Source organism: Kribbella sp. VKM Ac-2566 (assembly GCF_004366005.1).
Classification (GTDB): Bacteria; Actinomycetota; Actinomycetes; order Propionibacteriales; family Kribbellaceae; genus Kribbella; species Kribbella pratensis.
Genome location: NZ_SODT01000014.1, coordinates 362,572 through 382,103 on the forward strand (window position 1 = coordinate 362,572; position 19,532 = coordinate 382,103).

The window sequence follows — 19,532 nt, forward strand, 5'->3', positions numbered from 1 at the left end:
ACGGCGTCAGTTCACGATAGTGAGGTGGTTGTGTTCGTGAGACGGTAGTTGCGAACGCCTGTGCGCAGTGATACGCAAGGACCGTTACTAATTTACCCACCCCCAGGGGAACACATGTCGGAAGAGTTGGCCGGTCTGACCGTCGGTCTGATCGGCGCGGGCAACATCTCGCGCATCCACGCCGCGTCCTGGAAGGCCGTCGGCGCCCGGGTCCTGGTCTATTCACTCGAAGGCGCGGAGGAACTGGCACAGAAGTACGGGCTGGAGGTCGTCGCGTCGCGGGAGGAGCTGCTGGCCGCGGTCGAGTTCGTCGACATCGTCACGCCGTCGGCGACGCACAAGGAGATCACGCTGGCCGCGATCGAGGCGGGCAGGAACGTGATCTGCGAGAAGCCGCTGACGCTCACGGCGTCCGACTCGCACGAGGTGATCGACGCGGCCGCGGCGGCCGGCGTCCGGCTGTACCCGGCGCATGTGGTGCGGTGGTTCCCGGCGTACAAGGCGGCGTACGACGCGATCCAGGCCGGGCGGATCGGTGAGGTCGCGGTGGCGCGGTTCTACCGCCAGGCGTCCTCGCCGGCCGGTGCGGGCTGGTACCGCGACGTGGCCCGGTCCGGTGGCGTGATCATGGACCTGATGGTGCACGACCTCGACCAGGCGCGCTGGCTGTGCGGCGAGGTCACCACGGTGTACGCCGTACAGAACCCGCCGACCGTGGACGGTGTCAGTCCCGTCAACGTGGCTGCTCACGTCACGCTGACGCACGAGTCCGGTGCGATCAGCCACTGCCGCGCGACCTGGGGAGCGACCGGTACGACGTTCCAGACCGGCTTCTCGGTCGCGGGTTCGAGCGGCGTACTGAAGTTCAAGTCCGACGCCGACACCGGCTACAAGGAAGAGCTGCAGAACGGCGCTACTGCCGGCGACCTGCTGATTCCCGAGTCGGCTCTGGGCGAGAGCCCGTACCTGACGCAGCTGCGGGAGCTGGCGATCGGCCTGCGGGGCGGACCGGAGCCGCGCGTTGTCGCGTCGGACGGTGCGACCGCGGTCTACCTGGCCGAAGCGGCGCGCGCGTCGATGGAGTCCGGTCAGCCGATCGACATGAAGACCTTCGTCTCGACGGGAGCAGTGGCATGAGCTTGAAGGTTGCGATCGCTTCGTTCGCACACGTCCACGCGGGTTCGTACGCGCACCTGCTCGCGTCGCTGCCGGACATCGACGTACTGTCCGCCGATCCAGATGGTGCCGGGGCGCCGGACCCCGGTCCGCGTGGGGCCGAGTTCGCCGCACAGTTCGGCATCCCGTACGTCGATTCGTACGACGAACTGTTCGCGTGGGGACCCGACGCGGTCGTGGTGACGTCCGAGAACTCGGGCCACCGCGAACTGGTCGAGCGCGCCGCTGCGGTCGGTGCGCATGTGCTGTGCGAGAAGCCGCTGGCGACCGAGGTCGCGGACGGCGAGGCCATGCTCGCGGCGTGCGAGGCGGCCGGGACGATCCTGATGATCGCGTACCCGGTCCGGTTCGCGCCGGCGTACGCGCAACTGCGGGCGAACGTCGAGGCCGGCCGGCTCGGTGACGTGTTCGCGATTCTCGGCACCAACAACGGGAAGATCCCCTACGCCGCCCGCCAGTGGTTCACCGACGCGAAACTCGCCGGTGGGGGAGCGCTGGTCGACCACACCGTGCACTGCGCGGACCTGATCGACGGTCTCACCGGTGGCGCGTCGGCCACCCGCGTGTACGCCGCTGCGAACCGGATCCTGCACCAGGACAAGGGTGTGGAGGTGGAGACGGGCGGTCTGGTGACGATCAACTACGACAACGGGCTGCTGGCAACCATCGACTGCTCGTGGAGCGTCCCGGACAACGGTCCGACCTGGGGCGGCGTATCGCTGCAGGTGACCGGCACCAACGGGTCCGTGGAGATCGAGCCGTTCGTCGCGCACATCGGCGGCACGGATGCCGCGGGCGAGGTCTTCCTCCCGATCGGCGGCAATCTGGACGCGTCACTGCTCGACACGTTCCTCGACGCCGTCCGCACCTCCGGCCCGGCACAGCCCGGCCAGGCGCCGGCCGTCGTACCGCAGCCGGACGGCGCTGTCGGCCTCCGCACGCTGAAGATCGTCGACGCGGCCCGCCGCTCGGCGGCCTCCGGCCAGGCGGTGGATGTTTAAGGTCCTGCTCCTGTCAGGTACGGTTCCCGGGGATGTGACCGACCGGTAAGCCCCGGGAACCGTAAGGAGTGGACGCCATGGGCGAGTTCGTCAACCTCACCGTGAGTGAGGGTGTTGGCACGATCCGGCTGGATCGGCCGAAGATGAACGCGCTGAACGTCCAGGTCCAGGAGGAGATCCGGGCCGCGGCGCTCGAGGCTGCGGCCAACGACGACGTACGCGCCGTGGTCATCTACGGCGGCGAGCGGGTGTTCGCGGCCGGCGCGGACATCAAGGAGATGGCGGACATGTCGTACGCCGACATGGCCAAGCGCTCCGGTCCGCTGCAGTCCTCGCTGACCGCGGTCGCCGCGATACCGAAGCCGACCGTTGCCGCGATCACCGGGTACGCCCTCGGCGGCGGCTGCGAGCTCGCGCTCTGCGCCGACTACCGGATCGCCGCCGAGGACGCCAAGCTCGGCCAGCCGGAGATCCTGCTCGGCATCATCCCCGGCGCCGGCGGCACCCAGCGGCTGTCCCGCCTGGTCGGCCCGTCGAAGGCCAAGGACCTGATCTACACGGGCCGGTTCGTCGACGCCTACGAGGCGCTCGGGATCGGTCTGGTCAACAAGGTGGTCCGGGCCGCCGAGGTGTACGACGCGGCCGTTGCCTGGGCGTCCCAGTTCTCCCGCGGCGCGGCGATGGCGCTGCGCGCGGCCAAGGAGTCGATCGACTCCGGTCTGGGCGTCGACCTGACCACCGGGCTGGAAATCGAGCGTCAGCAGTTCGCGGCGCTGTTCGCCACCGAGGACCGCGCGATCGGGATGAAGTCCTTCGTCGAGAACGGTCCTGGCAAAGCTGAGTTCAAGGGAATCTGATGTCTGCTACTTCTAAGCCCGCTGCTTCTGCCGAAGACATCGAGGCCGCCTGGAACGACAACAAGCTCGCCCAGGTGCTGTACCACGACTGGGAAGCGTCGACGTACGACGAGAAGTGGTCGATCTCGTACGACGAACGCTGCGTCGACTACGCCCGGGACCGCTTCGTCGCGGTCGCCGGAACTCGCGGCTGGCCCTACGGCAAGACGCTCGAGATCGGCGCCGGCACCGGCTTCTTCACGCTGAACCTCAAGCTGGCCGGCGTTCTCGACGAGGCGCACGTCACCGACCTCTCGCCGGGCATGGTCGAGGCCGCGAAGAAGAACGCGAAGACCCTCGGGTTCGCGATCGAGGGCAAGGTCGCGGACGCCGAGAAACTGCCGTACGACGACGACACGTTCGACCTCGTCATCGGGCACGCGGTCATCCACCACATCCCGGACGTCGAGCTGGCGTTCCGCGAGATGCTCCGGGTCCTCAAGCCGGGCGGACGTTTCGTGATCTGCGGTGAGCCGACACGGTACGGCGACTTCGTGGCCCGGCGACTGTCCCGCTTCACCTGGTGGGCGACCACCAACGTGACCAAGCTGCCGGCGCTCGCGCACTGGCGGCGGCCGCAGGCGGAACTCGACGAGTCCTCCCGGGCCGCGGCGTTGGAGGCAGTCGTCGACCTGCACACGTTCGACCCGGACACTCTGGCCCGGATGGCGTCGCGTGCCGGCGCGGTGGACGTGAAGACCGTCACGGAGGAGTTGCTGGCGGCGTGGGTCGGGTGGCCGATCCGTACGTTCGAGGCCGCCGTACCGGAGCAGAAGCTCGGGTTCGGATGGCGGATGTTCGCGTACAAGTCGTGGCTGCAGCTGTCCAAGGTGGACAAGGCGCTGTCGGCCGTCGTACCGGACGAGCTGTACTACAACGTCTCGATCACCGGAGTAGCGCAGTAGGGTGTGCTGATGCGGTTGCTGTCCGTGGCGAATCTGCGCTGGGTGGTGCGCCATCGGGCGTGGACGCCGTACTACCTCAAGCGCTACTGGCGGTTCGCCTGGTTCAAGCTGCGCCACCCGCAGGTGATCACCGAGGGGTTCGTGTTCCTCGGCAAGCACCTGGAGATCGTGGCGCGGCCCGGTCACGGGCGGATCGTGCTCGGCAGATGGGTGCATCTCGGTGACGAGACCCGGCTGCGCGCGCACGAGGGCACGCTGCGGATCGGCGACAAGGTGGTGTTCGCCCGCGACGTCACGGTGAACTGCTACCTGGACGTGGAGATCGGCGCATCGACGCTGATCGCCGATTGGACCTACATCTGCGACTTCGACCACAAGACCGAGGACCTGGACCTGCCGATCAAGGACCAGGGCCTGGTGAAGTCGCCGGTCCGGATCGGCCCGGACTGCTGGCTGGCCACCAAGGTCACGGTCACCCGGGGCGCCGACATCGGCCGCGGCGCGGTGATCGGCGCCAACAGTGTTGCCCGTGGCAACATTCCGGCGTACGCGATCGCGGCCGGCGTACCGGCCAAGGTCCTCGGTGACCGCACCGCCCGGTACGCCGCCAATGCCGAACGCCGCAAGTACCTGGCCGGTCTGGCCGCGGCGAACGCCCGGACCGCCGGCCTGCTCAGGTCCGGTGAGACCCCGACTGTGCCTTCCTCTGGGCCGACCCAGAGCGTGGCGCCGGGGGATGCGGGTGGTGATGAGGTAGAAGCAGATGGTGAAAAAGAGAGCGTGAGGGGTTCTCAAGTTACTCACCAGTCGGGCACTATGGCCCCCACATCCGGTCGGACGCCCACGACCGGATGAGCATCGGAGAGGAGAAGTAGCGTGGCTGACCCAGCCGCGATTGGCCCGGCCGATCCGGCCGCCCGGTCGCCGCTCGACCAGGCCGCGGCCGACAACTCGATCACGCAGGCGAGGACCCGCGCGGTCGACCCGGTGCCGATCGTGGCAGAGCCAGTGGTCGCCGGCAGCGCTACGTTGGAACCAGTGCTTGAAACGAACGAGTCAGACATGGGCGTGAACAGCAGCGTGAACCCGGAAGCAGTAGACGGCAGTACGGCGGCGGCACCGGTTGCGGGCGCGCGCCGCCGGTTGTCGCCACGCCCGGTCCCGGTCAGCCGGCGTAGGAGACCGCCGGCCACAGTGACCACAGCGACCGACGTGACCGCAGCGGCCACGGACGAGGAACGGACCCCGGCTGAGGAGATGGACGACGTGGGTACGCAGGACGAGAAGGCTGAGTTGAAAGCCGAGAAGGCAGACACCACTCCTGCCGCCGAGGCCGGCACCGGCGCTTCGGGTGCGGCGACCGCGACGAAGACTGCCCGGCCGAAGACGGCGGCGGAGATCGTGGCGGAGCAGCGGGCCCGGGAGAAGGCGGCGGCCGAGGCCCCGGCAGCGGATGCGGCCGCCTCGGAGGAGGCCGCGCCCGGTCGGCCGGACGATGCTTCGAAGGAAGCCTCGAAGGATGCCGGGACGGGTGCCACTGACAAGGTGCCGGCTGCGGCGGCCACTGGTGCGGGCACTGGTACAGGCGCTGGGGCGGGCAAGCCTGCCGCGAAACCGACCGGTGCCTCGGGCAACAAACCGGCTTCGAAGGGCGGCGCGTCCGGGGTGGGCAAGCAGGCGCTGACCTCGGTCGGTTCCGGTGTCCGGAAGCTGCGCAACCTGATCGCGTCGCTGATCTGGCTGGCCGCGGTGCTCGCGGCCGCGGTGCTGGCGCTCGGTGCGCTGTTCACCGCGCTCGACCAGACCAACCAGAGCAACGAGATCGTGCGCTGGATCCTGGAGCGCGGTCACGATCTGGTCGGCCCGTTCAAGGATCTGTTCCGGCTGGAGACCGCGAAGAACACCCTGCTGGTCAACTGGGGGATCGCGGCGCTCGTCTACCTGATCGCCGGCAAGATCCTCGAACGCATCATCCGGCCGTAGCAACCAGGACGAGATCCAGAGATTCGTCCAGGTTTCCTGGGCGGATCTCGAAGTCGGCGTACGTCGTACTGCGCACGAGCGCGGCCAGGTTGTCGTCCCACTGGTCGTGCCCGGCGGCGAGCTGCGCGTCGACACAGGATCCGTACTGCGTCTCCCAGGACGTCAGCCGTTCGCCGTGGTGGAGCCCGAGTGCCTGCGTGATCTCGAAGTGCGGCTCGAGGAGTTCGATGAACTCGGCGGCGGTGAGTTCGCGCGTGTGGTACCAGTTCCCGGTCGGGAAGGTCAGGCGGTTCGGCGTACTCAGGACCAGCGTTCCGCCGGGGGCGAGAACGCGCGCGCACTCGGCGACGAACCGCGGCTGTTCCCAGAGGTGCTCGATCGTCTGCAGTGAGGTCACCATCTCGAAAGCGTCGTCCGCGAAGGGCGTCTGCACGAGATTGCCGCGCGCGACATCGACCTGTGGATAAACGCGGCGGACGTGCCGCAACGTCGTATCTTCATAGTCGAGACCGGTGACCGGGCTCGCCCCGGCGAGTCGGAGCAGTTCCGCGCCGTAGCCCTCGCCGCAGCCGGCGTCGAGGACGCGACCGGTCCCGATCGGCAGGTGGGCCGTGATCCAGCGATAGGCGGCATCATGGCGCGCGAACCAATAGTTCTCGTGCCAGATCCCGGGCGCGGTCCTCTCACCGGTCAGCGGTAACGTCTCGGTCACTGACTCAGACTAGTCGTCCACGAGACTGTGATGGGACTCGCATCGCAGTTATGTTTCTCGCGAGTAACATCCGTGGCAGGCTTGGCAGAGACCGTTAACCAGAAGGGGTCCCACACGCTATGAAGATCGTCGTCTGCGCGAAGTTCGTGCCGGATGCCACCGCGGACCGCCGCTTCCGTCCGGAGGACAACACGGTGGACCGTGCGGGTGTCGACGGGCTGCTGTCCGAGCTGGACGAGTACGCCGTCGAGACCGCCCTGACCGTGAAGGAGGCCGGCGACGCCGAGGTGACCGTTCTCACGGTCGGCCCCGAGCAGGCGGCCGACGCGGTGAAGAAGGGCCTGCAGATGGGCGCCGACGCCGGTGTCCACGTTCTCGACGACGCGATCCACGGTTCGGACGCGGTCGCCACCTCGCTGATCCTGTCCAAGGCGCTGGCCAAGCTGGAAGCGGACCTGGTCGTGTTCGGCATGGGGTCGACCGACGGCGGCATGGGTGTCGTTCCGGCGATGGTGTCGGAGCGGCTCGGCCTGCCGGCTGTGACGCTGGGCTCGGAGGTGACCGTCGACGGGCAGACCGTGCGGATCCGCCGTGACGGCGACACCGCGAGCGAGACCATCGAGGGCACGCTGCCGCTGGTGCTGTCGGTGTCGGACCAGGCGAACGAGCCGCGGTACCCGTCGTTCAAGGGGATCATGGCCGCGAAGAAGAAGCCGGTCGAGACCTGGTCGCTGGCCGACCTCGAGCTGACGCCGGAGCAGGTGGGCGGCTCGTCGGCGTGGACCGAGGTGGTCGAGGTGACCGCCCGTCCGCCGCGGACCGCCGGCACGATCGTCACCGACGAGGACGGTAGCGGCGCCGCCGGCCTGGTCGAGTTCCTGTCCACGAACAAGTTCCTCTGAGGGGTGCGGGTCTAGTTATGTCGAACGTTCTGGTTCTCGTTGACCACACCGCGGGCGCGGTCCGCAAGACGACCGCCGAGCTCCTCACGATCGCCCGCCGGCTCGGCGAGCCGGTCGCGGTGTTCGTCGGTGAGGGTGTCAGTGATGTGCAGGCGGCGCTGCCGGCTCTGGGGCAGTACGGCGCGACGAAGGTGATCGCGTTGTCGAACCCGGAGCTCACGCAGTTCCTGGTCGCTCCCAAGGCCGAGGCGCTGGCGCAGGTCGCGGCGAAGATCGAGCCGTCGGCGATCCTGATCTCGTCGAACGCCGAGGGCAAGGAGATCGCGGCCCGGCTCGCGGTCAAGCTTGACTCTGGCCTGATCACCGACGCCGTCGACGTCGTCGCGGCCGACGGTGGCGCGGTGACGACGCAGTCGGTGTTCGCGGGCAACTTCACCGTGCGGGCGAAGGTCACGCACGGCACGCCGATCATCACGGTCAAGCCGAACGCCGCCACTCCCGAGGCCGCCGAGACCTCGCCGGAGGTGGAGGAGTTCGACGTCACGATCTCCGACGCCGCGAAGACGGCGCGGATCGTGGAGTCGAAGCCGCGGGAGGCGACGGGTCGTCCGGAGCTGACCGAGGCCGCGATCATCGTGTCCGGTGGCCGCGGTACGGGCGGTGACTTCGGCCCGATCGAGGCCTTCGCCGACTCGCTCGGCGCCGCTGTCGGTGCGTCGCGTGCGGCGGTGGACTCGGGCTGGTACCCGCACGCCTACCAGGTCGGCCAGACCGGCAAGACCGTGTCGCCGCAGCTGTACGTCGCGGCCGGTATCTCCGGCGCGATCCAGCACCGGGCCGGCATGCAGACCTCGAAGACGATCGTCGCGGTCAACAAGGACCCCGAGGCCCCGATCTTCGAGCTGGTCGACTTCGGCGTGGTCGGCGACCTCCACAAGGTCCTCCCCACCGCCACCGAAGAAGTCACCAAGCGCAAGTCCTGAGCCACACCCCGCCAACAGCCCGGCCCGGCACCCGCCCGAGCCGGGCTGTCCCATCTGCGCCTGGTGTGGGCGGATCTGTTGGCTCAGGTGGTTAGTTGGTGGCGGATGGTGGCTAGGTCTTCCGCGATGGCGGCTTTTCGGGCGTCGGTGTTGTTGAGGTAGGTCGCGAGTGCTGTGGCGGTTGTTGCGCAGCGTTCGTTGAGGGTGGTTACCTCTCCGGCGGCTCGGGTCTTGTCGGCGTTGACGGCGCCCCGCAGCTTGACGTAGCTGTTGAGGCCGAAGGCCATCACGACCAGGCCGACCACGATCCAGAACCAGTGCAGGAGCAACCCGAGCCCGATCGCCACCACCGCGCCGCCGACCAGGAGCGCGATCGGAGTGGCGCGCTGTCCGGTGGTCGTGACGCCGGCGGACGCGGTGAGCGATGACGTCGCCTTGCCGAGCTCGAGCTGGTCGGGTCCGTCGGCGCGGACGGTGATCGTGTGTACGCCGCTCTCGATGGAGACCTCCGACGGGGCCGGTAGCTCGGCGGTCCGCGCCACGGTCTCGACCGCGGGCAGGACCAACGGGCCGACGACGCGCAGGGCGGCGGTCGCCAGGTGCGGATCGGAGGACAGGCCGAGGTCCTCGGTGAGCAGCGCGTCGACCGTGCCGGCCGAGTCGTCGAGCGTCTGCGCTTCCGACTCGGCCGCTCCGCTCACGCGTGCACGCAGTACAGCGATGCGAGCCAGCGTCTCGCGCTCCGGCTCGCTGCCTTCGGAGATCAGCAGCCGCAGCATGGCGGCGGCACTGTCCTCGGGCTCCTTCTCGGCCTCGGCGGACGCCTTGGCACCGCGACGGGACGACTTGGTGTCGTCCGGGGTGCTGTCGGTCTTTCGGGTCTCCGGGTAGTTCAGGTCGGGGTCGGGCTCGCGGGCCTCGGTGTTGCCGAGGATCGTCTCGACGGCGTTGCGGATCCGGCTCAAGCGGTACGCCGCCTCGTCCTGCTCCTCGGTCGCCTTGAGACGCGGGCCGTTCGAGCGGCTCGAGCTGCCGCGGATCTCGAGCCGCGACAGCCACCCGCCGTCGGGCGACGCCGCCGATTGCAGCCGCTTCACCACGAGCTCCAGACCGTCGGCCCCGAAGCCCCCACGCGCAGCTGTAGTCCACAGCACCCGCTGTACCCGGGTCAGCGTCCCGTCCGCGGCCGGTACGCCGAACGCGACGTCCAGCCACTCGTTCTGCACCTGGTGCCGCTGACCGAGCACCGCCAACGCCAGCGACAGGTAGATCGACGTACGGCGCTGGTCGAGCTCCATCGCCGCACTGATCGCCTGCTCGTCCGGCGTGGAGGCGTGCAGGGAGATCAGCGCTTGGGTGGCGGGGCTCAACCAGTACCGGGCGACGGGCGCAACGGGCTCCGGTAGCTCGGTGCCCGACGCCATTGCGGAGAGGACCCGGGTGGCGTAGCGGCGGAGTTCCGCGGCGGCAACGAAACCGGCCGTCTCGTGGCGGAGATCGGAAAGCTCGACGAAGGCGTCGAAAGCGCGAGACATGCTGTCCACGCGGCTCTGTAGGCTGCCCTGGATCCGGGACAGCTGGGACCGGAGACTGGAGGCCTCCTGGCGCGCATACGACATCTCGCTCTCCAAGTTGGAGAGCTGCTGGTTCTGCTTGCGTTCAGTCCACCAGTCGCTCATGCTTCCGCCTTCCGCTCCACCAGAACATTGCTCTCCGGAAGGATTGCGTGTCAGCGGGTCATCAGGGCCACACGGGTCGCCGCGAGTCGCGTCCGGTGCCGTACTCCGGGTCGCCGCCGGTGACCAGGATCCAGTGCTCGGTGGCGCGGGCACGGTACAGGCGGAGGTCGTCGCGCAGTTGGTCGGCGGTGTACGCGCGCAGTTCGGTGTAGCGCGACGAGAAGAGCGTCGCGCTCGCTTCGAGCTCGTCGTCCGGGACGAGAGCGGCCTGCGCGCGGAAGTACACCGCCGACGCTCCGCCGATCGGAACGGTCGAGTCGAAGATCGCGATGCTCACGTCCGGCCGCTCGGCCAGGTTGCGCGAGTGCAGCGAGTTCGGCGACGACGCCCAGTAGAACGTGTCGTGCCCGTCCGGCGTGAAGTACACCGGCGTCACCCACGGCAGCCCGTCCCCTCCGACCGTCCCGAGCGCCATGTACTTGTTCGCTTCGATGACCGCCGCAGCCCGCCGGTCGAGGATCTCTTGTGTCATCACTGCTCCTGATGAGGTACGTCGTAGGTCAGGTGGGTCGCGTTCGGTGTGCTCGTAGTGCCTCGTGGCACCAGCCGGATCGGTGTCAGTGTGGTCCGCTCGAACAGCGGGGTGCCGTCGCCGAGCACGATCGGCGCGACGTGGACCCGCAGCTCGTCCACCAGCCCGGCGTACAGGTACTGCCGGCACAGGTGCCCGCCACCCATGATCATCACGTCCCGCGCACCCGCGGCGGCCTGTGCGAGCTTGAGCGCGGCACCGATCCCGTCCGGCACGAACTCGAACCAGCCGTCCAGCCGGACCCGGCTCGGCGGATTCGACGTCACCACGTAGATCGCCGGCCGTTCGCCGCCGAACCCGTCGGCGCTCCACCCCTGCGGCCCGTCGATGAGGTCGAACGTCCGCCGTCCCATCAGTACGGCGCCGATGCCCGTGCTGGTGCGATCGAACGCCTCGCGGTCGGCGTCCGCCTCGCCGGCGATCCAGTCGTGGAGCGGATCACCGCCGATCCCGAGACCGTGCGTGAGGTCCGCTCCCGGTCCGGTGACGAATCCGTCGAGCGACATCGTGATGTCCAGCAGTACGCGTCCCATGGTCTTCTCCTGGTTCCGAGGTTGTGCCTCCACCGTCGGCGCGGGCGCCACGGAAAGTCGTCCGTACCGGCCACGGAAGGACCACGGATCCCGCATGATGGGCCAATGGCTGGTCCGAAGGACGTGTCGGCACGGGAGGCCGAGGTACTCGCGGCGCTCGCGGGCGACCGCTCGAACGCCCAGATCGCCCGGCGGCTGCACATCAGCATCCGGACCGTCGAGAGCCACATCTCGTCGCTGCTGCGCAAGTACGGCGTCGCGGACCGGCACGAGCTCGCCGCACTCGCGGACGTGGCCGACTCACAACCGCCGGGCTTCAGTACGCCGGCCGGACCGGGTACGACGTTCGTAGGCCGCGAGCAGGACCGCGCAGAGCTGACCAGAGCACTCGGCAGCAACCGCCTCGTCAGCCTGCTGGGACCTGGTGGCGTGGGCAAGACCCGCCTCGCGCTGCGCGTCGCAGCCGACATCGCCGACAACTACCCGTACGGCGGTGCAGTTGTCGATCTCGTCCCGGTACGTCCTGGTTTTGTGGTCGCTGCGGTCGCCGAAGCGCTCCAGGCCACCGAGCAACCACCACAGACGCTTGCGGACGCCGTACTCGAACGACTCAAGCGCGGCCGCACTCTGCTTGTGCTGGACAACTGCGAGCACCTGCTGGACGAGGTGGCCGGTCTGGTCGCTCGCATCCTCACTGAGGCGACTGAGACGGCAGTGCTAGTGACGAGCCGCGAGCGTCTTGGTGTGGCGGGGGAGCGGCCGGTGCAGCTGGGCCCGCTGACGCTAGGAGCTGAGGCAGAGCAGCTCTTCCGCGACAGGGCCGCTCTGGTCGCGCCTGAGCTGGCGGATGACAGTGAGCTTGCGCAGAAGGTGTGTGCCGAGCTGGACGGCGTACCGCTGGCTATTGAGTTGGCGGCGGCTCGCGCCGGGTCGCTGGGGCCGGACGGTCTTCTGGCGGCGCTGGACGATCGGCTGCGGCTCCTGTCCGGAGGACGTGGTCCTAACGAGCGGCACAACTCGCTGGCGCAGGTGATCGGGTGGAGCTACGACCTGCTCGGTGACGACGAGCGTCGGTTGTTCCGGCGGCTGGGCGTGTTCGTTGGTGGGTTCGACCTTGCTGCGGTCGCTGGTGTGGCGCCGGGCCGTACTAGGGGCGAGTTGAGCGACCTCCTCGGCCGGCTGACCGACAAGAGCCTCCTGCACCGCAGTCAACACGCGGGGACCAGTCGCTGGCGGATGCTGGAGACCGTGCGGGTCTTCGCGCTCGAAGAGCTCAAGGACGCGTACGACGAGGTTGCTGCGCTCCATGTGGCGTGGGCTGACCAGTTGGCCACCAAGCTGGAGCAGCGGCTGGAGGCGGGGGAGGAGTGGCAGCGGGAGTTCGACCTGCTTGCTCCGGACCTGCGCGTGGCGAGTGGCGGTGTACGGTCTGTCGCTCGCAAGCTTGCTCATCTGACGTTTGCCAGGCGGCGCTTCCTGGAGGCGCGCGAGCACTACCTGGTTGCTGCTGCGAACGCTGCAGACGCGGCCAAGCGGTACGACGACCTGCGTGATGCTGCCGATGCTGCGTTGGTCGTGGCGGACGGTGCACACGCCTACCAGTTGATGATGCGATCGGCCGTGGACGGGGTCCCTGACGCTGCTGGGTACGCGGTCACGATCCTGAACCGCTACGAGATGACCCGCCCGGCCGACCTGCCCGACGACCGCGGCGCGAGCCTCCTCCCAGGCAAACCGGGCGACCCGGGAGCCAGCGTGCTGGTTCGGGTGGCGTGGGCTTGGGCGGATCGGTTCGGGATCGCGTCGGCGGAGGATGCCGTGGCCGCTGCTCGGCGGGCGAACCAGCCGTTGGATCTGATGAGTGCGCTCGACGCGTACAGCACTGCGGTCGCCGCGGCCGGGCGCATGCGCGAGGCCGACGCGGCGTCCAAGGAGCGGATGTCGCTGGCTGCAACTCTTCCCGCGCACGATCCGCGGGCCGCGGCCGAGATCGTCGACGCGTTCCACGTCGCCTCGACCACGGCGATCGCGGTCGGCGACATCGTGGAGGCCGTCCGGCTCGCGCAGCTGATCGACGACCCGGTGCATGGTCATCCGTACATCACCGCCCCGCGCAAGGTGCGGGCCTACGCGCTCGCCGGGCGGTTCGAGGACGCCGTACACGCCGCCGACGTGATGTGGAACGGCTGGCGGGCGGCGGGATGCCCGCCGCGGGTCTGGATGGCCTCGGCCGCCGCAATGGCAGCGCTCGCCCACGGACTGCTCGGCAGTGGACAGGAGGCGGTCTGGCAGGCCCGCGCCCTGGAGATCGCCCGCGTGACCGACGCAACCGACGACCCGGGCCTCGCGGCCCCCGCCGCGTTCGTAGAAGCCCGCCTCACCCTCCACCGCCACGACACCGCGCCGATCGGGGTGGGCGAGGTGGTGGAGCGGGCGTTCGCGCCTTTTCCGGAGCCGTGGTGGATTCCGTATGCTCACGCGGCCGGGGCGGAGTTGGCCGTGGTGTCGGGGCACGCCCATGCGGCGCAGTACCTGGAGCGGGCGGTGAGCGAGAACGCTTGGGCGGAGGCGGTCCTCCGAAGGGCCCAGGCCCGCCTGACGGGGGACCGTGACGCACTCCTGGAGGCAGCCGGAATGTTCCGCCGGATCGGGGCCCGGTTCGAGGAGCAGTACACGATCGGTCTCGCGCGCTGACTCCCGGGGAGCGGGAACATCCGGACCGGACATACCCTTGAAACCGATATGACTGCTTCCGACCGTCGCACGGTGTACCTGGACCACGCGGCGACGACCCCGATGCTCCCGGCCGCGATCGAGGCGATGACCTATCACCTCTCCCGGACCGGTAACGCGTCGTCACTGCACGGCTCCGGCCGGTGCGCGCGGCGTACGGTCGAGGAAGCCCGCGAGTCGATCGCCGCGGCGCTCGGAGCGCAGCCGAGCGAGGTCGTGTTCACGTCGGGCGGCACCGAGGCGGACAACCTCGCGCTGAAGGGCCTGTGGTGGTCCCGCCTGGCAGCCGATCCACGCCGGCGCCGGATCCTGCTGAGCGGCATCGAGCACCACGCGGTGCTCGACCCGGCCGTGTGGCTCGGCCAGCACGAGCATGCCGAGATCGAGTGGCTCCCCGTCGACGAGCTGGGTCGTGTGCGTCCGGACGACGTACGGCGGGCCGTCGAGCGCGACCCGGAGTCCGTGTCGTTCATCACGCTGATGATGGCGAACAACGAGGTCGGCACGCTGCAGCCGGTTGCCGACGTCGCGGCGATCGCTCAGGAGTACGGCGTACCTGTACACACCGATGCCGTGCAGGCGATCGGGCAGGTGCCGGTGGACTTCGGTGAGCTGGGTGTGGACGCGATGACGGTGTCCGCGCACAAGCTCGGTGGTCCTTACGGGATCGGGGCGCTCGTCGTCCACAAGGAGACGCAACTGACGCCGATCCTGCACGGCGGAGGACAGGAACGCGACGTACGGTCCGGCACTCTCGACGCGCCCGCGACCGCCGGGTTCGCGGTGGCAGCAGAGCACGCGGTCAAGCACCAGGCGGACGAGGCCAGTCGGCTGACCGAGCTGCGGGACACCCTGATCCGCGGCATCACCGGCACCGTCGAGGGAGCGCTGCTGTCGGGGGACCCGACGGACCGCTTGCCCGGTAACGCACACTTGTCCTTCAGCGACTGCGAGGGTGACTCGCTGTTGCTGCTGCTCGACGCCCGCGGGATCGAGGTCTCGACCGGGTCCGCGTGCAACGCCGGGGTCGCCGAGCCGAGTCACGTGCTGCTGGCGATGGGGTACGACGACCAGCGGGCCCGCGGCTCGCTCCGGTTCACCCTCGGGCACACGAGTACGCGCGCCGACATCGACGCCGTACTGGAGAACATCGGACCGGTCGTGGAGCGGGCGAAGTCCGCCGGTCTGCAGAACGTGGGAAGGAACACCTGATGCGGGTACTCGCAGCCATGTCCGGCGGAGTGGACTCCGCGGTCGCGGCCGCGCGGATGGCCGAGGCCGGGCACGACGTGACCGGCGTGCACCTGGCGCTCAGCCGCCACCCGCAGTCGTATCGCAGCGGCGCACGGGGCTGCTGCACGATCGAGGACTCGCGCGACGCACGCCGGGCCGCGGACGTGATCGGTATCCCGTTCTACGTCTGGGACCTGGCCGAGCGTTTCCACGCCGACGTGGTCGAGGACTTCGTCAGCGAGTACGCCGCCGGCCGTACGCCGAACCCGTGCCTGCGGTGCAACGAGAAGGTCAAGTTCAGCGCCGTACTGGAGCGGGCCCTCGCACTCGGCTTCGACGCGGTCGCGACGGGCCACTACGCGCGGATCGTGGACACGGCTGATGGCCGTGAGCTGCACCGAGCCGTGGACCCGGCCAAGGATCAGTCCTACGTGCTCGGCGTGCTGACGCAGCAGCAGCTCGCGCACGCGTTCTTCCCGCTCGGCGACACGGTCAAGACCGAGGTGCGCGAGGAGGCCGAGCGCCGTGGCCTGTCGGTCGCGGCCAAGCCGGACAGCCACGACATCTGCTTCATCGCCGATGGCAACACCCCGGGCTTCCTCAGCGCACAGCTCGGCGAGGCGCCCGGCGACATCATCGATGCGCACGGCAACAAGCTCGGCGAGCACCAGGGCACGCACGGCTTCACCATCGGCCAGCGCAAGGGCCTGCGGATCGGTACGCCGGCCGCGGACGGCAAGCCGCGCTTCGTCCTCGACATCAGCCCGGTCGACCGCACCGTGACCGTCGGATCCCGCGAGGAGCTGGCTGTCGAGCGCCTGACCGCCTCCAAGCCCCGGTGGTGCGGCCCAGCTCCGGCCGATCGCATGACCGTCAAGGCACAGCTCCGCGCCCATGGTGACGAGGTGGCAGTTACCGCTTGGCTGGACGGTGACCAGGTTCAGGTCGAGTTCGCCGAGCCGACCTCTGCCGTTGCACCTGGGCAGGCGGTCGTGCTGTACGACGGCACGCGGGTGATCGGCTCCGCGACCATCGACACCGTCGAGCGAGTCACTGCTGCGGTATGACAACCACTGGCCTGGGCTCGCTCCCCGGCGACGACATCCGCGAGTGGATGCGCGCCGTACTCGAGCTGGTCGACCTCCCATTCCTGCCGGAGCTCCCGGCGCGTCCGTACGGCGACATGATCAGCCGGACCGTCGCCGTACTGACGGGGTTGGCTGCGGACCTGCAGCCGGTCGGGTGGCGGCTGACCGGTGGTGGGGACTCACGGGCGAGCCTGGACCAGCGGCGGGCGCGTGCGGTGCTGCACGAGGACCTGGACGTGCTGGAGGAGTACGCGGACGGGTACCAGGGGCTGCTGAAGGTACAGGTCACAGGGCCGTGGACATTGGCTGCTGCGGTGGAGCGGCCGCGTGGGGACAAGATGCTGGCGGACCACGGTGCGCGGCGGGACCTGGCGCAGGCTCTGGCGGATGGTGTGCAGCAACACGTGGCCGACGTACGGAAGCGGGTTCCAGGGGCAGAGGTCGTGCTGCAGGTGGATGAGCCCGGCCTGCCCGCCGTACTCGCGGGAGCTGTACCGACTGCGTCCGGCTGGAGCAAGCACCGGTCTGTCGACGGGCCTGGTGCTGTCGAGCTCCTCAGCCTGTTCACCACAAGTGCACCCACCGTCGTCCACTGCTGCGCCGCCCGGCCTCCGATCGAGGTCTTCACCAAGTCGGGAGCCAGCGGGGTGGCCGTCGACACGGCCCTGCTGAACACCGCGGCCTGGGACCAGATCGCGATCGCCGCCGAGGCGGGCACCACGATCTACGCGGGCGTCGTACCCACCACCGGGCCGCTGCCGTCCGCCGAGCAGGCAGCGGACCCGCTCGTCCGCCGCTGGCGCGAACTCGGCCTCGACCCTGAACTGCTGAAGAAGGTCGTCATCACGCCCGCCTGCGGGCTTGCGGCCGCTCCGTCACCGGCCGATGCCAGAGCGCGGTTGAAGCTCCTCCGCGACATCGTCGACGTCGTCGGCGAAGCTGCCGACGCTTGAGCGGAAATGTCGGTAACCCCCTGTAAATTCACCTCATGAGCACGGAGGAGAACGGGGCGGCGCCCGCTGAGGTCAGGACGCGGCACGCTGAGCTGAGCCAGGAGATCGAGGACCACCGGGCGCGGTACTACCTGGCCAGCCCGATCATCTCGGACGCGGACTTCGACGCGCTGATGCACGAGCTACAGGGTCTCGAGGAGCAGTACCCGGAGCTCCGGACGCCGGACTCGCCCACCCAGAAGGTCGGCGCGCCGATCTCCACGCTGTTCACGCCGGTCCAGCACCCGACGCGGATGGAGAGCCTCGGCAACGCGTTCTCCGCCGAGCAGATGGAGGCCTGGGCGAAGCGGCTGGAGCGCGAGGTCACGGTCCAGCAGATCCACGACAGCGGCTTCCTCTGCGAGCTCAAGGTGGACGGCCTCGCCCTCGACCTGGTGTACGAGAACGGCAAGCTGGTCAGCGGCGCGACCCGCGGGGACGGCCGCACCGGTGAGGACGTCACGCCGAACGTCCGGACGATCAAGAGCATCCCGGAGCAGCTGCGCGGCGACGACCTCCCGACGTTCCTGGAGGTCCGCGGCGAGGTCTACTTCCGGGTCGAGGACTTCGAGGAGCTCAACGCCCAGCTCGTCGAGGCCGGCAAGGACGTGTTCTCCAACCCGCGGAACAGCGCGGCCGGATCGCTGCGTCAGAAGGACCCGCGAGTCTCGGCCGGCCGGCCGCTGCGGTTCGTCGTACACGGCCTCGGCAAGGTCGACGGCTACCACGTCGGACGGCTCTCGGAGGCGTACGACCAGCTGAAGGCGTGGGGCCTGCCCGTCAGCGATCGCGCCCGCCGGGTCGGCACGCTCGACGAGGTCAACGAGTTCATCGCGTACTACGGCGAGAACCGGCACTCGGTGGACCACGAGATCGACGGTGTCGTGGTGAAGGTCGACGAGGTCGATCTGCAGCGTGCGCTCGGGTCGACGTCGAGCGCCCCGCGCTGGGCGATCGCGTACAAGTACCCGCCGGAAGAGGTCAACACCAAGCTGATCGAGATCGAGGTGAACGTCGGCCGCACCGGCCGGGTCACCCCGTTCGCGCACATGGAGCCCGTCCGCGTGGCCGGTTCCACGGTCGAGTACGCGACCCTCCACAACGCCAAGGAGGTCGCCCGCAAGGACGTCCGCCCGGGCGACACCGTCGTACTGCGGAAAGCGGGTGACGTGATCCCCGAGGTCCTCGGACCGGTGGTGGACCTGCGTCCGAAGGGCCTGCCGGCGTGGGAGATGCCGACCCGGTGCCCGTGGTGCGACACGGTGCTGGCCCCGGCCAAGGAGTCGGACGTCGACATCCGCTGCCCGAACTCGCAGTACTGCCAGGGCCAGCTGCGGGAGCGGCTGTTCTACCTGGCCGGGCGGTCCGCGTTCGACATCGAAGGACTCGGGTTCAAGGCGGCCGACGCACTTATCCGCGGCGGCCTGATCGCCGACGAGGGCGACCTGTTCGCGCTCACCGAGGAGAAGCTGGCCGAGAGCGAGTTCTTCACCACGAAGGCCGGCGCCCTGTCGGCCAACGCCCGCAAGCTGCTGGCGAACCTCGAGGAAGCGAAGACCAAGCCGCTGTCCCGGGTCTTGGTCGGGCTGTCGATCCGCCACGTCGGACCGACGGCGGCGGTGGCGCTGACCGAGGTGTTCCGGACCATCGAGGATGTCCGGGCGGCCAGCGAGGAGCAGTTGGCCGAGACCGAGGGCGTCGGACCGACCATCGCGCAGGCGATGATCGAGTGGTTCCAGGTGCCGTGGCACCAGGCGATCGTGGACAAGTGGCAAGCCTCCGGCGTGGTCATGCGCGAGGAGCGCAGCGGCCCGACGCTGCCGCAGACGCTGACCGGGCTGTCGGTCGTGGTGACCGGGACCGTCGAGGGGTTCAGCCGGGACGAGGCGACCGAGGCGATCGTCGGGCGCGGCGGGAAGGTCGCGAGCTCGGTGTCGAAGAAGACGTCGTTCGTGGTCGTCGGCGATTCGCCGGGATCGAAGTACGACAAGGCCGTCCAGCTCGGCGTACGGATCCTGGACGCCGCCGGTTTCCGGGTGCTGCTCGACGACGGCGCCGAGGCGGCCGCAGCCGTCGCGACCACGCCGGCGGCCGACCAGTCGTAACGATTTCGGCAGTCCGCGA

Annotated in this window: 17 protein-coding genes; 13 read left to right on the plus strand and 4 right to left on the minus strand. The window is 69.4% G+C overall.

Annotation, left to right across the window (positions count from 1 at the left end):
• Positions 1-114: 114 nt before the first annotated feature.
• The 6 genes from EV647_RS35625 (at position 115) to EV647_RS35650 (ending at position 5,961) form a co-directional block, all read left to right on the plus strand.
• Positions 115-1,137 carry a Gfo/Idh/MocA family protein gene (locus EV647_RS35625; protein ID WP_134010993.1) on the plus strand — a complete coding sequence of 341 codons (1,023 nt, stop codon included), beginning with the start codon at positions 115-117 and terminating at the stop codon, positions 1,135-1,137.
• Complete coding sequence (locus EV647_RS35630; RefSeq protein ID WP_134010995.1) at positions 1,134-2,177, plus strand: Gfo/Idh/MocA family protein; 1,044 nt, start codon at positions 1,134-1,136, stop codon at positions 2,175-2,177. Before EV647_RS35625 ends, EV647_RS35630 begins: the two co-directional genes overlap by 4 nt.
• 77 nt (positions 2,178-2,254) lie before the next feature.
• Positions 2,255-3,034 carry an enoyl-CoA hydratase/isomerase family protein gene (locus EV647_RS35635; RefSeq protein ID WP_134010997.1) on the plus strand — a complete coding sequence of 260 codons (780 nt, stop codon included), beginning with the start codon at positions 2,255-2,257 and terminating at the stop codon, positions 3,032-3,034.
• Positions 3,034-3,978 carry a class I SAM-dependent methyltransferase gene (locus EV647_RS35640; protein ID WP_134010999.1) on the plus strand — a complete coding sequence of 315 codons (945 nt, stop codon included), beginning with the start codon at positions 3,034-3,036 and terminating at the stop codon, positions 3,976-3,978. The genes EV647_RS35635 and EV647_RS35640 overlap by 1 nt, the downstream gene beginning before the upstream one ends.
• Before the next feature lie 9 nt (positions 3,979-3,987).
• Positions 3,988-4,833, plus strand: coding sequence for an acyltransferase (locus tag EV647_RS35645; protein ID WP_134011001.1), 846 nt, complete (start codon positions 3,988-3,990; stop codon positions 4,831-4,833).
• A gap of 21 nt (positions 4,834-4,854) precedes the next feature.
• Complete coding sequence (locus tag EV647_RS35650; RefSeq protein ID WP_134011003.1) at positions 4,855-5,961, plus strand: hypothetical protein; 1,107 nt, start codon at positions 4,855-4,857, stop codon at positions 5,959-5,961.
• On the opposite strand, the gene EV647_RS35655 is transcribed toward EV647_RS35650, so the two are convergent.
• Positions 5,948-6,673, minus strand: a complete 726-nt coding sequence (locus EV647_RS35655) for a bifunctional 2-polyprenyl-6-hydroxyphenol methylase/3-demethylubiquinol 3-O-methyltransferase UbiG (RefSeq protein WP_134011005.1) — start codon at positions 6,671-6,673, stop codon at positions 5,948-5,950. The two genes, EV647_RS35650 and EV647_RS35655, sit on opposite strands and share 14 nt — an antisense overlap.
• 119 nt (positions 6,674-6,792) lie before the next feature.
• Between EV647_RS35655 and EV647_RS35660 the strand changes: the two genes are divergently transcribed.
• A complete protein-coding gene (locus tag EV647_RS35660; protein ID WP_134011007.1) occupies positions 6,793-7,575 on the plus strand; it encodes an electron transfer flavoprotein subunit beta/FixA family protein in 783 nt (260 codons plus the stop codon).
• A gap of 17 nt (positions 7,576-7,592) precedes the next feature.
• Entirely contained in the window at positions 7,593-8,558 is a 966-nt protein-coding gene (locus tag EV647_RS35665) for an electron transfer flavoprotein subunit alpha/FixB family protein (protein WP_134011009.1), read from the plus strand.
• An 83-nt stretch (positions 8,559-8,641) separates the two neighbouring features.
• Here the strand turns inward: EV647_RS35665 and EV647_RS42275 are convergent, their stop codons facing one another.
• The 3 genes from EV647_RS42275 to EV647_RS35680 all read right to left on the minus strand — a co-directional run bounded on the left by EV647_RS42275 (position 8,642) and on the right by EV647_RS35680 (position 11,362).
• Positions 8,642-10,237 carry a hypothetical protein gene (locus EV647_RS42275; protein WP_166680505.1) on the minus strand — a complete coding sequence of 532 codons (1,596 nt, stop codon included), beginning with the start codon at positions 10,235-10,237 and terminating at the stop codon, positions 8,642-8,644.
• A 61-nt stretch (positions 10,238-10,298) separates the two neighbouring features.
• Positions 10,299-10,769, minus strand: coding sequence for a pyridoxamine 5'-phosphate oxidase family protein (locus tag EV647_RS35675; protein WP_134011011.1), 471 nt, complete (start codon positions 10,767-10,769; stop codon positions 10,299-10,301).
• Positions 10,769-11,362 carry a dihydrofolate reductase family protein gene (locus EV647_RS35680; RefSeq protein ID WP_134011013.1) on the minus strand — a complete coding sequence of 198 codons (594 nt, stop codon included), beginning with the start codon at positions 11,360-11,362 and terminating at the stop codon, positions 10,769-10,771. The genes EV647_RS35675 and EV647_RS35680 overlap by 1 nt, the downstream gene beginning before the upstream one ends.
• A 105-nt stretch (positions 11,363-11,467) precedes the next feature.
• Between EV647_RS35680 and EV647_RS35685 the strand changes: the two genes are divergently transcribed.
• Genes EV647_RS35685 through ligA form a run of 5 tightly spaced genes read left to right on the plus strand, consistent with a single transcriptional unit; the run spans position 11,468 to position 19,513 of the window.
• Complete coding sequence (locus EV647_RS35685) at positions 11,468-14,056, plus strand: LuxR C-terminal-related transcriptional regulator (protein WP_134011015.1); 2,589 nt, start codon at positions 11,468-11,470, stop codon at positions 14,054-14,056.
• 48 nt (positions 14,057-14,104) lie between these two features.
• Entirely contained in the window at positions 14,105-15,307 is a 1,203-nt protein-coding gene (locus tag EV647_RS35690) for a cysteine desulfurase family protein (RefSeq protein WP_134011017.1), read from the plus strand.
• Positions 15,307-16,395, plus strand: a complete 1,089-nt coding sequence (mnmA, locus tag EV647_RS35695) for a tRNA 2-thiouridine(34) synthase MnmA (protein WP_134011019.1) — start codon at positions 15,307-15,309, stop codon at positions 16,393-16,395. Before EV647_RS35690 ends, mnmA begins: the two co-directional genes overlap by 1 nt.
• Complete coding sequence (locus EV647_RS35700; protein WP_134011021.1) at positions 16,392-17,369, plus strand: methionine synthase vitamin-B12 independent; 978 nt, start codon at positions 16,392-16,394, stop codon at positions 17,367-17,369. Before mnmA ends, EV647_RS35700 begins: the two co-directional genes overlap by 4 nt.
• 35 nt (positions 17,370-17,404) lie before the next feature.
• A complete protein-coding gene (gene ligA, locus EV647_RS35705) occupies positions 17,405-19,513 on the plus strand; it encodes an NAD-dependent DNA ligase LigA (protein ID WP_134011023.1) in 2,109 nt (702 codons plus the stop codon).
• Positions 19,514-19,532: the final 19 nt, after the last annotated feature.

What these genes read in the sequence shown, in the direction of transcription:
- EV647_RS35625 (WP_134010993.1), top strand. Translation starts at nt 115, where the DNA reads ATGTCGGAAGAGTTGGCCGGTCTGACCGTCGGTCTGATCGGCGCGGGC.
- EV647_RS35630 (WP_134010995.1), top strand. Translation starts at nt 1,134, where the DNA reads ATGAGCTTGAAGGTTGCGATCGCTTCGTTCGCACACGTCCACGCGGGT.
- EV647_RS35635 (WP_134010997.1), top strand. Translation starts at nt 2,255, where the DNA reads ATGGGCGAGTTCGTCAACCTCACCGTGAGTGAGGGTGTTGGCACGATC.
- EV647_RS35640 (WP_134010999.1), top strand. Translation starts at nt 3,034, where the DNA reads ATGTCTGCTACTTCTAAGCCCGCTGCTTCTGCCGAAGACATCGAGGCC.
- EV647_RS35645 (WP_134011001.1), top strand. Translation starts at nt 3,988, where the DNA reads ATGCGGTTGCTGTCCGTGGCGAATCTGCGCTGGGTGGTGCGCCATCGG.
- EV647_RS35660 (WP_134011007.1), top strand. Translation starts at nt 6,793, where the DNA reads ATGAAGATCGTCGTCTGCGCGAAGTTCGTGCCGGATGCCACCGCGGAC.
- EV647_RS35665 (WP_134011009.1), top strand. Translation starts at nt 7,593, where the DNA reads ATGTCGAACGTTCTGGTTCTCGTTGACCACACCGCGGGCGCGGTCCGC.
- EV647_RS42275 (WP_166680505.1), bottom strand. Translation starts at nt 10,237, where the DNA reads ATGAGCGACTGGTGGACTGAACGCAAGCAGAACCAGCAGCTCTCCAAC.
- EV647_RS35675 (WP_134011011.1), bottom strand. Translation starts at nt 10,769, where the DNA reads ATGACACAAGAGATCCTCGACCGGCGGGCTGCGGCGGTCATCGAAGCG.
- EV647_RS35680 (WP_134011013.1), bottom strand. Translation starts at nt 11,362, where the DNA reads ATGGGACGCGTACTGCTGGACATCACGATGTCGCTCGACGGATTCGTC.
- EV647_RS35685 (WP_134011015.1), top strand. Translation starts at nt 11,468, where the DNA reads ATGGCTGGTCCGAAGGACGTGTCGGCACGGGAGGCCGAGGTACTCGCG.
- EV647_RS35690 (WP_134011017.1), top strand. Translation starts at nt 14,105, where the DNA reads ATGACTGCTTCCGACCGTCGCACGGTGTACCTGGACCACGCGGCGACG.
- mnmA (WP_134011019.1), top strand. Translation starts at nt 15,307, where the DNA reads ATGCGGGTACTCGCAGCCATGTCCGGCGGAGTGGACTCCGCGGTCGCG.
- EV647_RS35700 (WP_134011021.1), top strand. Translation starts at nt 16,392, where the DNA reads ATGACAACCACTGGCCTGGGCTCGCTCCCCGGCGACGACATCCGCGAG.
- ligA (WP_134011023.1), top strand. Translation starts at nt 17,405, where the DNA reads ATGAGCACGGAGGAGAACGGGGCGGCGCCCGCTGAGGTCAGGACGCGG.